The 13,870-nt window shown below is 61.5% G+C and carries 13 protein-coding genes; 5 read left to right on the top strand and 8 right to left on the bottom strand.

Translation table 11 applies throughout. The features are described from left to right. Positions 1–2: 2 nt before the first annotated feature. Genes KPG71_RS17795 through KPG71_RS17765 form a run of 7 tightly spaced genes read right to left on the bottom strand, consistent with a single transcriptional unit; the run spans position 3 to position 6,833 of the window. A complete protein-coding gene (locus tag KPG71_RS17795) occupies positions 3–764 on the bottom strand; it encodes an enoyl-CoA hydratase/isomerase family protein (RefSeq protein WP_216339830.1) in 762 nt (253 codons plus the stop codon). Next, the gene (locus KPG71_RS17790; RefSeq protein ID WP_216339828.1) at positions 761–1,624 is read right to left on the bottom strand and encodes a MaoC/PaaZ C-terminal domain-containing protein; all 864 of its coding nucleotides are present in this window, start codon (positions 1,622–1,624) and stop codon (positions 761–763) included. Before KPG71_RS17790 ends, KPG71_RS17795 begins: the two co-directional genes overlap by 4 nt. Beyond that, a complete protein-coding gene (locus KPG71_RS17785) occupies positions 1,614–3,731 on the bottom strand; it encodes an acetate--CoA ligase family protein (RefSeq protein WP_216339826.1) in 2,118 nt (705 codons plus the stop codon). The genes KPG71_RS17790 and KPG71_RS17785 overlap by 11 nt, the downstream gene beginning before the upstream one ends. Then, a complete protein-coding gene (locus KPG71_RS17780; protein WP_216339824.1) occupies positions 3,728–4,867 on the bottom strand; it encodes a thiolase in 1,140 nt (379 codons plus the stop codon). Before KPG71_RS17780 ends, KPG71_RS17785 begins: the two co-directional genes overlap by 4 nt. Next, positions 4,864–5,235 carry a Zn-ribbon domain-containing OB-fold protein gene (locus tag KPG71_RS17775; protein WP_216339822.1) on the bottom strand — a complete coding sequence of 124 codons (372 nt, stop codon included), beginning with the start codon at positions 5,233–5,235 and terminating at the stop codon, positions 4,864–4,866. Before KPG71_RS17775 ends, KPG71_RS17780 begins: the two co-directional genes overlap by 4 nt. 9 nt (positions 5,236–5,244) lie before the next feature. Then, positions 5,245–5,664, bottom strand: coding sequence for a PaaI family thioesterase (locus KPG71_RS17770; RefSeq protein ID WP_216339820.1), 420 nt, complete (start codon positions 5,662–5,664; stop codon positions 5,245–5,247). Between the two features lie 2 nt (positions 5,665–5,666). Further along, positions 5,667–6,833 (bottom strand): acyl-CoA dehydrogenase family protein, encoded by a 1,167-nt coding sequence (locus KPG71_RS17765; RefSeq protein ID WP_216339818.1) that lies wholly within the window; start codon positions 6,831–6,833, stop codon positions 5,667–5,669. Positions 6,834–6,922: 89 nt separating this feature from the next. Between KPG71_RS17765 and KPG71_RS17760 the strand changes: the two genes are divergently transcribed. Further along, positions 6,923–7,699, top strand: coding sequence for an IclR family transcriptional regulator (locus KPG71_RS17760; RefSeq protein WP_216339816.1), 777 nt, complete (start codon positions 6,923–6,925; stop codon positions 7,697–7,699). A 34-nt stretch (positions 7,700–7,733) separates the two neighbouring features. Next, entirely contained in the window at positions 7,734–8,654 is a 921-nt protein-coding gene (locus KPG71_RS17755) for an SDR family NAD(P)-dependent oxidoreductase (protein ID WP_216339814.1), read from the top strand. 103 nt (positions 8,655–8,757) lie between these two features. Here KPG71_RS17755 and KPG71_RS17750 read toward each other — a convergent pair whose 3' ends face one another. Next, on the bottom strand, positions 8,758–10,491 hold the full coding sequence (locus KPG71_RS17750) for a hypothetical protein (RefSeq protein ID WP_216339812.1): 1,734 nt from the start codon (positions 10,489–10,491) through the stop codon (positions 8,758–8,760). Between the two features lie 253 nt (positions 10,492–10,744). Between KPG71_RS17750 and KPG71_RS17745 the strand changes: the two genes are divergently transcribed. The 3 genes from KPG71_RS17745 to KPG71_RS17735 are packed head-to-tail and all read left to right on the top strand — an operon-like array spanning position 10,745 to position 13,842. Then, positions 10,745–11,908: an acyl-CoA dehydrogenase family protein gene (locus tag KPG71_RS17745; RefSeq protein ID WP_216339810.1), complete on the top strand. Its 1,164-nt coding sequence runs from the start codon at positions 10,745–10,747 to the stop codon at positions 11,906–11,908. Continuing rightward, positions 11,908–13,002, top strand: coding sequence for a CaiB/BaiF CoA-transferase family protein (locus KPG71_RS17740; protein ID WP_216339808.1), 1,095 nt, complete (start codon positions 11,908–11,910; stop codon positions 13,000–13,002). Before KPG71_RS17745 ends, KPG71_RS17740 begins: the two co-directional genes overlap by 1 nt. Before the next feature lie 3 nt (positions 13,003–13,005). Beyond that, positions 13,006–13,842, top strand: coding sequence for a MaoC family dehydratase N-terminal domain-containing protein (locus tag KPG71_RS17735; protein WP_216339805.1), 837 nt, complete (start codon positions 13,006–13,008; stop codon positions 13,840–13,842). Positions 13,843–13,870: the final 28 nt, after the last annotated feature.

Genomic DNA, 13,870 nt, shown 5'->3' with positions numbered 1-13,870 from the left:
GTTCAGCATCCGCGAAACTGCGGAGGTCTTTTCTCCGCAAAGGCTGCGCGCCCTTCGGCGGAATCCGCGCTATTGAGCAAGGCCGGTTGAATCGATTGCTCATAGTCCAACGCCGCAGCCACATCCCGCGCGAACCAATCGACGATGAACTGTCGTGGCAGGGGCGCGCCCTCGGCCTCTTGCAATGCGATCTCACAGGCACGGCGCAGCACATCGCCCGCATCCGCCAGCACGTCCACCGCGCCCAAAGTCAGGGCTTCCGGCGCATCAATGACACGGTTGGTCAAGAGCAGCCGACGGGTCTGCGCAGCACCGATCCGGGCGGGCATGGTCGCCAGAATACCCATATCGGGGATCAGTCCGATCTTGGTAAAGCTGGCGACAAAACGCGACTCTTTGGATGCGACGATGGTCGGACAGGCCAGTGCGAGGGCAAAGCCGCCCCCGGCCGCCCAACCCTCAACCCCCGCAACCAGCGGTTTGGAAAACCGCGTCATCCGCATCACCAGGTCCTTGATCCGCGAAAACCGTTCGCGGTGCTCGGATACGCTGCGTTCCCCCTGATCGCGGATATCGCCCCCGGCAGAAAAGTTCCCGCCAGCCCCCGTCAGAACGACCGCCCGCACGGCATCGTCGCCCTCGGCCTGCGACAATGCGGCGATCAATTCGACACGGGCGGCATGGCCAATGGGGTTACGGCGCGCAGGCTCATTTATCGTGATGACGCAAAGCCCGTCGGACCGGTATTCGACATCGATGCTCATACGGCCTCCTTATGCTTGAAAATTCCGTTGCCCATGACGATCACATCCCGTTCCACAGCGCGGGTGCGGAATGACCCGTCTGCCCAAACCTCTGTCCGCAATGTTTCACCCGGAAAGACATGCGCCGTAAAGCGCAAATCCATCGCGCCAAAGCGGCTGGCGTCATAATCACACAACACCGCCAGCAAAGCATGTGCCGCACAGCCAAAACTGCAAAGCCCGTGCAGAATGGGCCGCTCAAACCCGGCCTTGGCCGCCACGCGCGGGTCAAGATGCAGCGGATTGGGATCGGCATTCCAGCGGTAGGCCAGCGCCTGTTCGGGCCGCGTGGGGGTGTCGAACACATGGTCGGGCGCGGTACCCGGGAGTTGATGCGGCTTTTTGGCCAGCCCCGTTGGCCCGCCAAAACCGCCATCCGCGCGCAAAAATGTCGTGTTACGACAGGTCGCAAGATGCAGGCCGGTTTCCGCGTCATGCAACTGCTTTTCGCTATAGAGCAACGCGCCCTTGCCCTCTCCCTTGTCGATCAACCCGGTCACGCGGGTCTTGCCGCGAATGGTGCCCGCCATCGGGATCGGGTTGTGCAGGGTCATCCCCTGTTCACCGTGCACCAGCTTGAGGGCGTTGACGCCGGTTTCGGGATTGCCCAACCAGAACCCCGGATGCCCCAGCACATTGACGATGGCGGGCATCACGCGGCGATCATCGGCCAGCCCGTCCACATAGGCCAACTGGCGCAGGTCCATAGGGTCCTGTCCCATGCCGACCGTCAGCCCATAGCGTGCGACCTCCATCGGGCCATAGCTCTGTTGCACTTCGGGGATATCGAAGTTCAGCAGGGTTTCATAATCAATGGCCATCGGCAGCCCCCTCTTGTGCAACTTCAATCACCGCATCCAGCGCATAGGCGCCCTGCCCCTCTGGCATCGCAAGCACAGGGTTCAGGTCAATCGAGCTCAGCCCCTCGCCCGCCCCCGCCGCAAAGACCGACAGGTTAGAGAGCATCTGCGCCAGCGCGTCGATATCGGAAGGCGGCGTGCCTCGCGCGCCCTGCAAGATCGCCGCACTGCGGATCGACAGGATCATCTTACACGCGGTATCGACCCCAAACGGACAGGCCCGCACCGCAACATCATTGAGCAGCTCGACAAAGATCCCGCCAAGGCCGAAGACCGCAATCGGACCGAATGTCGGGTCACGGTTGATCCCCATCAAACATTCCACCCCGCCCGAAAGCTGTTTGGCCACCAGCATCCCCGTCACCGAGGCCTTGGGCGCATGTTCACCAACTGCGGCCATGATCTCGGCATAGGCGGCACGCACCGCATCCGTGTCCTGCAGGTTCAGCTTGACCGCGCCAATGTCGGATTTGTGCAAAATATCCGGCGAGAGGATCTTCATCACCACCGGATAGCCAAAGCCCTCGGCGGCCTCTACTGCCTGATCGGCATCCGTGACGGCCTGTTCGGGGGCGGCGGCAATTCCGGCCTTGGCCAGAATGATCTTGGCCGTCGCCTCATCAGGGTTGCTGGCCGGAAGGGTGACCGGCGCCACAGCGGGCAGATCGGCCTGCGTGGGGTTTTCCATCGACCGACCCAGCCGCAAGACCGTATCCAGCGCCCGCACCGCACGACAAGGATCGTTGAACACAAGGATCCCCGCATCGTCATAATGCTGCAAGACCTCCGGATCGCCAAGCGCACAAAAGGCGATGATCCGGTCGGGATATTCGGCGCGCAGCGGGGCGATGGCATCAAGGATCACTTGCGACATCGCGCGGCTTCCCGCCACATAGGTCAGGAAACACATCACCGCGCCGTAACCGCCATCCTCCAGCGCCGCACGGGTGAATTTTTCCAACAAGGACGGATCATTCAGCGCCTGCGCGGTACAGTCCAGCGGATTGGCCGGCGCGGCATAGGGCAACACCTCGCGCAGCGCCTCTTGGGCGGCATCGGGCATGGCGGGCATCGGCAGGCCGACGCGCTCTGCCTCATCGCTGGCCACAATCCCCGCACCGCCACTGACGGTAATCACGCCAAAGGAATGCTGTTTCGGGAACACCTTTTTAGAGGCGGCATAGGCGATATCCATCATCGATTCCGGATCACGCAGGATGATCGCGCCGTGATCGCTCAGCACCGCATCCGCCACCACCGCATCCCCCGTCAATGACGCCGTATGTGAGGCCGCCGCCCGCGCCCCCACCGCCGAGCGCCCCGATTTCAGCGCCAGCACCGGCTTGCCCGCCGCCCGCGCCGCATCCAGCGCGGCCAAGAGCGCGGGCGCATCATTCACCGCCTCCATATAGGTGCAGATCACATCCACCGTATCGCTTTGCGCCATCCAGCCAATGGCATCGGCCACGGTGATATCGGACTCATTTCCCGTGGTGATCAGAACCGAACAGCCGATCCCGCGATCGCGTGCCAATGCGCCCAGATGTGCGCCGAACGCCCCCGACTGGCTGGCAATGCCAACATTGCCCGACTTGGGAAATCCGGTATCCAGCGAGGATGAAAACGTGCCGTAATAGCCGATATCCACATTGTAGACGCCCAATGTATTCGGCCCAAGCAAGCGCATCCCGTGCTGTTTGGCCAGTTCTTCAAGCGCGTGCTGCGCGGCCAGACCTTCGGCCCCCACCTCGGCAAAACCGGCCGAGAAAAGCGTCGCGGCACGGCAGCCCATACGCCCCAGTGCCTCAATCGTTTCGGGCACCAGCTTGGCCGGAACCGCGATCAGAGCTGCATCCGGCACCTCGGGCAGGTCTTGGACGCTGGCATAACAGGGCAAGCCCTGCACCCTGTCGCGTTTGGGATTCACCGGCAAAATCCGGCCCTTATACCCGGCCCGCAGCATCGCCGCGATGGGCCGCCCGCCGATCCGCGTCACATCATCCGATGCGCCGATGATCGCGACCGAGCGCGGGGCGATCAGCCCGTCGATATCCGAAAAGCTGCTCATAATGTGGCCTCTGACCCGAGGATCGCCGTGCATTGGCTGGAAAGCGTGCCGCCGTTGCCGTGACAAAGCGCAAGGTCACAGCCGTCGATCTGGCGCTCGCCCGCCTCGCCACGGATCTGGGCCACGGCCTCGGCAATCAGGAACAGCCCGTACATCCCCGGATGCACACAAGACAGCCCGCCCCCGTTGGTATTGACTGCCAGCTCTCCGCCCGGCGCGATGCGACCGTCCGCGACAAAGCGACCGCCCTCCCCTTTGGGGCAAAAGCCAAGATCCTCAAGGAACAGGATCGTGTTGATCGTGAAGGCATCATAGAGCATCACCAGATCCAGCTCTTGGCGCGACACGCCGGCCATTTCCAGCGCCCGCGCGCCACTATCAACAGCGGCGGTGGTGGTCAGATCCGGCATCGCCACGATGGAACGGTGGTAATTGGCCGCCCCCGCCCCGAGGAAATAAACCGGCTTGGCCGCCAGATCCTTGGCCCGATCCGCCCGCACCAGAACGCAGGCCGCAGCCCCGTCCGTCACAAGACAGCAGTCCGATTTGCTCAGCGGGTCCGAGATCATCCGCGCCGACAGCACCTCATCCTTGGTCAATGGGCCGCGTGCAAAAGCCTCGGGGTTGAGGTTCGCCCAGCCCCGCGCCGCAAGCGCCACATCGGCCAGATTTTCGCGCGTGGTCCCGTACTGGGCCATATGGCGGCTGGTGGCCAAAGCATAGGCGGTGATCGGGTGGCGCGGCTTATAGGGGGTCTCGTGCCACTGTGGTTCGCTCATGGAGACAAGCGCCCCGCCTGCGGTGCGCTGGTTCGAGCCATAGCAGACCAGCGCCACATCACAGAGCCCCGCCTCCAGCGCCATGGTCGCCTGCAGCAGATGCAGCTCAAAGCTGGAGCCGCCAACATTGGTGCCGTCGAAATAGCGCGGCTTCAGGCCCAGATATTCAACCACGCTCATGGTGGGAAAGGCGTGGCTGCTGGTCGCGGAGAACACGGCATCGACGTCTTGCATCTTTAGCCCGGCATCGGCCACGGCCGCCACGGCGGCTTGTCCCAACAGCTCCATCGCGGAAAAACCGGGGGCCTCCCCCATGCCTGCGGTTGCCATGCCGACAATTGCGCTCTTACCCCTCATTTCGCATCCTCCATCAGATCAAAGACCACACGCGGGCCGTCTTCTGTTGTTTCAACCCGTGCCTTGACCCGCGCGCCGATCGGGGCCGTTTCCACCGCTGGCAAGGTCGACATCATGCGCACGCCCTCATCCAGCTCGATCAGGGCCACATTCCATGAGCCCCCGCGCGCCCGGTTCACCGTGATCGCATAGACCGTGCCGGTCCCCTTGGCGGGCACCCATTCCAGATCGGTCGCCCCCGAGGGCGTCAACACCCGTGGCCAAAACACATATTCACCCGTGCTTTTGGCCCGTTGGATCATAAAGCGGCCCGCCTCCAGATGGGCCTGATAGGCCGCCTGCGGCCCCAGAGTTTCAATCGCTGTCATAGCTCCCCCCTATTCTTTCCAGCCCAGAAACAGATGCGTCTGGGATGTCATTCCGACCGTCTTGCCGTCGCCTCGCGTCATGATGACCTGCAAGACAACCGTGGTCCGGCCAACATGCAACGGCACACAGCGCGCCGTCACCGTGTCGCCCACCTTGATCGGGCGCGTGAAGTTGGTCTTTGCCTCTACTGTGGTGTTGGACACATCGGCAGGGCTGTTGATAAAGGCCGATGTCCCAGCCGCCGTATCGGCCAGCGTCATAAGCGCGCCGCCATGCAGCACCCCGTTGCGGTTGCCCATCTCGGGGGTGACGACCATCTGGCAGATCACCTCTTCGGGGGTGCAGACAACGGTTTTGATGTCCAGAAACGCCGCGAAACGCGATCGCGGCGGCATATCAGCGGCATCGCGTGTTGGATAAGATGCCATGATCAACCCGCCCGATTGGCAAGGGTGCGGCGCGCGATCACCAGTTGCTGGATCTGGCTGGTGCCCTCATAGATGCGCAAAAGGCGGATATCGCGGTACAGACGCTCAATATCATATTCCGCCATATAGCCCGCACCGCCATGGATTTGCAGCGCCCTATCCGCGATCCGGCCCGCGGCCTCGGTGCAGAAATACTTGGTGCAGGACGCCTCAAGGATCGCCTTGCCTTCGCGGTTGAATGTATCGGCAGTGGCGCGCACAAGGGCGCGGGCGGCATGAAGGTCTGCCTGACAATCGGCAAGCATCCCCTGCACAAGCTGGTGTTCCCCGATCGGCTTGCCGAACTGTTTACGCTCCAGCGCGTAATCGGTGGCGATATCGAGCATCCGCTGGCTTTGCCCCACGGCCATCGCGCCGACATGGATGCGGCCACGGTCCAGCACCTTCATCGCGGTGCGGAAGCCCTTGTGCAGGTTCTCCGGCCCGCCGATGATCGCCGATTGCGGCACGCGCACATCGTCGAAAATCACATCCGAGGTCTTGGTGCCGCGCTGGCCCAGCTTGCGGTCGGGCTTGGCCACGGTGATGCCGGGCGTATCGGCAGGCACGATAAAGGCGGAAACCCCATCGGCGCCGGGCTTATCGGCATCAGTGCGGGCAAAGACGGTGAACACACCGGCGCGCACGGCATTGGTGATATAGCGCTTGGTGCCATTGATCACGAAATCATCGCCGTCGCGCCGTGCAGCAGTACGGATACCACCCGCATCCGACCCGTTATCAGGTTCGGTCAGCGCAAAAGAGGCGATGGTGTCACCGCTGGCAATCCCCGGCAACCATTGGTCTTTTTGCGCAGGGGTGCCATCCATCACGATGCCCTGTGCGCCAATGCCGACATTGGTCCCGATCAGTGACCGGAAGGTCAGCGAGGCATAGCACAACGCCTCGATCAGCCGCGCCTCTTGCGGCACATTCAGGCCGATGCCGCCATATTCTTCGGGGGTTGAGAGGCCGAAAAGTCCCATCTCTTTCATCTCGGCAATGATCTCTTCGGGGATCGCATCCTCTTCTTCGACCTGCCGTTCCGCAGGGATAAGCCGTTCGCGCGCGAATCGGCTTACTGTATCTATCAGCTGTTCAAAAACATCATCATCCACACCTACGGCCATCGAATTTCCTCCCATTGGACGGTCTTAATCTAGTCTTGAACTAGCAGGAATATTCTGTATAGTAAATTATATTCTGGTCAGGGAATTATATGACAGACGACCAAAGCCATAAACCCGTCCCCGCCGTGCAGAACGCCATGATGATCATGCGCCTGCTGGCCACGACCAACCGCCCCATGGGCGCCACGCAGATTGCGCGGGAAACCGATATGAACGTCTCTTCGGCGTTCAACATCCTGCGTACGCTTGCGCATGAGGGGTTGCTCAGCTTTGATCCGACAACCAAGGCCTACCGTGTCGGCATGGGGTTGATGGAGCTTGCGGCCCCGCTGCTGGGTGCCAATCCGTCGGATCTGTTGCGCTCGACGCTGAACAATATCGCGCAGGATCATAAGGTGGTGATCGCCCTGTGGCAGATCACCCCGCAAGAGCGGATCGTGCTGATCGACAGGTTCACCGCGCCCAATATCGTGCAGGCCGTGATCGCGCGAAACACCCGTCTGCCGGTGTTTGCCGGTGCGGTCGGGCGCTGTTACGCCGCCACGCTGGGGCTGAGCAAGGCCGCGACCCGCGAAGGGTTCGACGCCGTGCGCTGGCAACAAGCGCCCAGCTTTGACGCCTATTGGCAGGATGTCGCCACCGCCAGGGAAACCGGCTTTGGCCGCGACCGCGGGCAGCTCTTTCGCGGGCTTGATATCGTCGCCTCGGTCGCCCGCGACGGCGCCGGTATCCCCCGTCTGGGGATGAGCAGCATCACCATTGCCGCACAGCATGACGACGCAAGCCTGACCGAGGTCGGCACAGCCCTGGCCGAGGCGGCACAGCTGGTTGAACGCTGTCTTTTCGTGCGCCCGGCGCGCAGCTGAATGACCCATGATCAGACCACATAACGGAGGATATATGTCAGAACCAAAACCCCTTGGCGGAAAGGTCGTCCTTGTAACGGGCGCAGGCGGCGGGATCGGGCGAGCCATAGCGCTGGAGGCCGCAAAGGCGGGGGCTTCGGTTGTCGTGAATGACATCGGCGCATCGCTTGACGGCAAGCGCGAATCCAGCGCCGCCGCCGAGCAAACCGTCACCGAGATCGAAAAGCTGGGCGGCAAGGCCGTGGCCAATGGTGATGATGTGTCCATCCAGGAGGGCGCGCAGGCGATGGTGCGTCAGGCCACAGACAGCTTTGGCCGGCTGGATGCGGTGGTCAATAATGCGGGCATCCTGCGCGATTGCTTCTTTCACAAGATGACCTACGAGGATTTCGACGCGGTGGTAAAGGTCCATCTTTACGGCACCTTCAACACCAGCCGCGCGGCAGCAGATGTGATGCGCGAGCAAGGCTCCGGCAGCCTGATCCATATGACCTCGACCTCGGGGCTGATCGGCAATCTGGCACAGGCCAATTATTCGGCGGCGAAACTTGGCATTGCCGCGCTGTCAAAATCCATCGCGCTGGACCTGCGGCGCTGGAACATCCGGTCCAATTGCATCGCCCCCTTTGCCTGGAGCCGGATGACCTCTTCGATCAAGGTTGACAGCCCCGAACAAGAGGCCCGCGTGAACCGGATGAAGGAAATGGCCCCCGAAAAGATCGCGCCAATCGCGCTTTATCTGGCATCGGATGAGGGCGCCGATACCACGGGCCAGATCTTTGCCGTGCGCAACAACGAGATTTTCCTGATGTCACAGCCGCGCCCCACCCGTTCGGTCCACCGCGGCGAGGGTTGGGATCTGGACAGCGTGCGCAGCCACGCGATCCCGGCACTGCGGGGCAGCTATGTACCGCTGGATGTTTCGGCGGATACCTTTAGCTGGGACCCGATTTAAGCCAAAGACACGACGTTCGAACGGTTTACAAGGCGGCCCCCCAAGGGCCAGCCCTTTGCATTTCGTGTTGCAGCCGCCGAGGGATCGGCGGCTGTTCCATTTTCTACTCGAAAAATTCGCTGAGCCGCATCTTGCCGCGAGCGAGACCGAGCTTCATCGCCGGCGTTTCCTTCGTCTTCGATGAGCCGATCCAGTTGTGCACGAAACGGTAAATTTCGATGATCTTCACCATCGTTTCCGGGTTGTAGAGGTAATGTCGATCCCAGGCCCGACCGTTCCCGCTGGGCGTATGGGCGGGCCGTGCGGCGAAGCGGATATTCGAGCGCACCTTGTGGAAGTAGGCATCGACGCCTCGGAGCGTTGCGAGGCGCATCAGGCGGGCGCGCCGATCCGGTGCCATATCCGCGCGGTCCGTCAGGATACGGATGCGGCGGTGCGGCTCGCTTTTGGTGTGGAAGGGCCAGGCGAAAGGCTCACCAGGCAGATGCTCACGCAGGAGGCCTTCGATGGCCGTGTCGGTGCGTTGCAGCTTCTCCTCCATCTCCAGAGTAGTCCAGGCCGCCTGCGTGAGTCCCGTGGCGAGTTCGAGTGCCGCCTTCCCTTCGCCAACGAGCATATTCCGTTTGTCATTGGACTTGTGCTTGTTGAACTGCACGACGATGACATCGGCGCGCGCCTGCTTCACCCACATCGCGAATGCCGAGACGAAGGACAGCGCCAAGCCTGGATCGGCGTCAAGCACGAAGACAAACCGCTCGCCTCCTTTCCCGAGCATATGGCGCAGGTGAAACGCGTGCGCGAGTTGTGCGATGTCCTGACGCAACAGGGAGCCTCGGTGCGGCAGTTGCAGGTCGAGATCCGCGTCCGGCGCTTCGAGCGGATGGATTTGGACGCCTCTGGTGATCTTGTCCAGGTGCGCCTTGAACTCGGTTTCGGACCAGACCCGAGCCTGGCTCCGGAACGCGCGGGGTAAGGCGAAATCCCCTGCCGCCGTCATTCGCGCCTCGATGTTCGGGAGATCGACGCTCGGGTCAAGGCCAAGATGGGCCGCCATGATATAGCCGGTGTTAGCGTGAGCGGTGCAGAGGTGCTGCACGGCGATCTGCGCCCGCGTCTTCTTGTTCGGCCAGTTGAGGTGCAGCGTCTGGGAATCAGTCGCGAAGCGCCGCCCGACCTTGTTCCAATCCACCGATGCGAAGGAGCCTTCTCGCCGGGCGGTGTGATCGACGACGCGATCGTAGATGAAGTCGATCTTGCGATAGACATCCCGCGGGCAAAGGCCGGTGAAATCGCTGATTTTCGAGATCGGCATCCCGTTCGTGATCATCCAAAGCACCTCGCGGTTCGCGCTACTGCGGTGCTGCTTACGGATGCGCGACCCAACCGTGAATGTGCCCAGGCAGGCCTTGCACTTGTAGCGCTGCGTGCCCGTCGCTGTGCGACCTGACTTTCGATACAAGCCGGTATTCTTGGACAGCTGCTTCTGGTGATTGTCGCAGGTCTCGTTCTGGCAGAAGTCGGGCGGGGGCAGCTCTGGCCGGAAGCGTCCGCGCAGCCGCCGATACTCCTCTACGATCGCTGTGTTGTTCTTAATGATCGACGACTGGCCGCAGACACCACACTTGAAAGTCTTGTCGTTGTCCGAGCCAATGACCTCTCCACCAGGTTGATTATGCTTGACTTTTGCGGGTGGGCATCCTTGTCTTATGTATGGATCAGGCGGCTCTGCGAAGATCTCGCACTGCGGGTTGCGACAGAAGTTGACGTCGATCCCGTATCTCGGATGCGGCAATCTGCGCTGAAGTGCTGGCGAAGAAATAATCGTGGGCGCGAGCATACTTTCTCCCTCGGAAAAAACCACATTTGGTAGCTATCGAGGGAAAGGTTGGCCAAAATCTGGCCAACCTAAGTTTTTCCTGCAACACGAAATGCAAAGGGCTGGCCCCAAGGGCCGTCCTTTGCATTTCGGCCCAAACCGGCCATGCCGATCAGGCATATCTGAAAGGCCATTCAGATATTTGTTAAATGAGTCGCCCTGTCAGACAATCAGGAAAACCCCTCTTGACGCCAAAACACCGAGGAGCCTTCCGTTGTATCAGCACGACGCAAATGATTTCCAAGATATCCGCGATGCGGTCCGCGCCCTTTGCGCAGATTTCCCTGACGAATATCACCGCAAGATCGATGAGCAGCGCGGCTATCCCGAGGAATTCGTGGATGCGTTGACCAAAGCGGGCTGGATGGCGGCGCTTATCCCCGAGGAATACGGCGGATCGGGGCTTGGGCTGACCGAAGCGGCGGTGATCATGGAAGAGATCAACCGCGCGGGCGGCAATTCGGGGGCCTGCCACGGCCAGATGTACAATATGAACACGCTGGTGCGCCACGGATCAGAGGCACAGCGCCAGAAATACCTGCCCCGCATTGCCAGCGGCGAATTGCGCCTGCAATCCATGGGCGTGACCGAGCCGACAACCGGCACCGATACCACCCAGCTAAAAACCACCGCCGTCAAAAAGGGCGATAAGTACGTCATCAATGGCCAAAAGGTCTGGATCAGCCGGGTGCAGCATTCCGACCTGATGATCCTTTTGGCGCGCACCACGCCGCTCTCTGAGGTCAAGAAGAAATCCGAAGGGCTTTCGATCTTTATCGTCGATATCAAAGAGGCGATGAAATCGGGGATGCGGGTGCAGCCGATCCTGAATATGGTCAACCATGAGACCAATGAGCTGTTCTTTGACAACCTCGAAATCCCCGAGGAAAACCTGATCGGCGAAGAGGGCAAGGGGTTCAAATACATCCTGACCGGCCTGAATGCCGAGCGCACGCTGATCGCGGCGGAATGTATTGGCGACGGCTATTGGTTCACCGACCGCGTTGTGCGTTATGTCAAGGAACGTGAGGTCTTCGGCCGCCCGATCGGCCAGAATCAGGGCGTGCAATTCCCGATTGCCGAAGCCTATATCGAGATCGAGGCCGCCAACCTGATGCGCAAAAAGGCTTGCGAACTTTATGACGCGGGCCAGCCCTGCGGCGCCGAGGCGAATATGGCGAAATACCTTGCCGCCAAAGCCTCATGGGAGGCGGCGAATGCCTGCTTGCAATTCCATGGCGGCTTCGGCTTTGCCTGCGAATATGATATCGAGCGGAAATTCCGCGAAACCCGGCTCTATCAGGTTGCGCCGATCTCAACCAACCTCATCCTGTCTTATGTGGCCGAACATATCCTTGGTCTGCCGAGGTCGTTCTGATGCGGCCGCTGGAAGGGATCAAGGTTGTCTCTATTGAACAGGCCGTCGCCGCACCGTTCTGCACCGCGCGATTGGCCGATGCAGGGGCCGAAGTCATCAAGATCGAACGCCCCGAGGGCGATTTCGCGCGCGGCTATGACAGCGTGGCCAAGGGGCAATCAAGCTATTTCGTCTGGCTGAACCGGGGCAAGACCTCCCAGACGCTTGATCTGGCATCGCCCAAGGGCAAAGAGGTGCTGGCCGAACTGCTGGCCGGTGCGGATGTGCTGGTGCAAAACCTCAAACGGGGCGCGCTTGACCGGCTTGGCTTTGGGCCGGAACGGCTGGCACAGGATTTTGCGCATCTGATCTGCTGCTCTATCACGGGTTATGGCGAGGGTGGGCCGATGGCCGATCGCAAGGCCTATGACCTGCTGGTGCAGGCGGAATCGGGGCTGTGTTCGATCACCGGCGGCCCGTCCGAACCGGCCCGCGTTGGCATCTCTATTGTCGATATCGCCACGGGTGCCACCGCCCATGCCGCGATCCTTGAGGCATTGTTACGCCGTGCGGTGACGGGGCAAGGGGCAAATATCTCTATCTCTATGTTTGACGTGATGGCGGATTGGCTGACGGTGCCCCTTTTGAACCATGAAGCGGGCAACAGTCCCAAACGCATCGGCCTTGCCCATCCGTCCATCGCACCCTACGGCGTTTTCACCGCCAAAGATGGCGCGCAGATCCTGTTGTCGGTGCAAAGTGATCGGGAATGGAAAAACCTGTGCAATCTGTTCTTGCAGGCGCCCGACCTTGTGACCGATCCGCGTTTTGCCCGCAACATCGACCGGGTACAAAACCGCGAGGAGACCGACGCAATTATAAGCGCGGCCTTTGCCCGTATGACCGCCCCCCAGGCGGTTGCCGCCCTAAGCCGGGCGGATGTGGCACTGGCCCAGCTGAATGATATGGGCGGGCTGTCCAATCACCCGCATCTGCGGCGCATCACTGTGGAAACCGAGGCGGGGCCGGTCTCCATGCCCGCCCCTGCGCCGATCTGGGGCGATGATCCGCACGGCTTTGGGCCGGTGCCCGCACTGAACCCGTTAGAGGATTAGGGTATGACACTTGATATCGACCATCTGCGCCAATGGATCGGACGCAAAGATCACGCGCATGAGGTTCTGACACCGACGCTGGTGCAACGTCTTTATGCCACGCTTGACCGTCAGGGCCCGACCGAGGAAGGGGCTGACGCGCCGCTGTTGACACATCACTGCCTGTGCCAACCCCTTGTGCCCACGGCGGAACTTGGCCCCGATGGTCACCCGACGCGCGGCGGGTTTTTGCCGCCGGTGCCCTTGCCACGCCGAATGTGGGCAGGCGGCGCGCTGCGGTTTCACTCGGCACCAAGGATAGGCGAGGACATCACGCGTCGCTCGGTGATCGAGGATGTGACCATGAAAAGCGGGCGTTCGGGCGCGCTGTGTTTTGTGACCCTGCGCCATGATTTCAGCAGCCCGCACGGCCCCATCCTAAGCGAGCGACAAGACATCGTTTACCGTGATGCACCAACCGGCAATGCCAATCCTGCGCCGACCCCTGCCCCCCAAGGTGACGAGCGGCGCGAAATCAGCGCCTCACCGGCGTTTTTGTTCCGCTATTCCGCGCTGACCTTCAACGGCCACCGCATCCATTACGATCAACCCTATGCGCGGGAGGAGGAATTCTATCCCGGCCTTGTGGTTCATGGCCCGTTGCAGGCGATGCTTTTGGCGCAATATGCCGGTGACCTGATGGGCCGCGCGCCGACAGGGTTTTCGTTTCGCAGCATGGCCCCGATTTTCGGCGGGGGCAGCTTTTGTTTACATGCGCAAAGGCAGGGGGACGACCTTATGCTCTGGACCGCCGCACCGGACGGGCCAGTGGCGATGGAGGCACGGGCCAGCTGGGATTAGACCCCGCCACCCCACCTGTCGGGACAAA

Source organism: Roseovarius sp. PS-C2 (genome assembly GCF_018862045.1).
In the GTDB taxonomy this organism is placed as follows: Bacteria; Pseudomonadota; Alphaproteobacteria; order Rhodobacterales; family Rhodobacteraceae; genus Roseovarius.
Note: the sequence above shows the minus strand (reverse complement) of the source record. Positions and strands in the feature narration are given on the sequence as shown.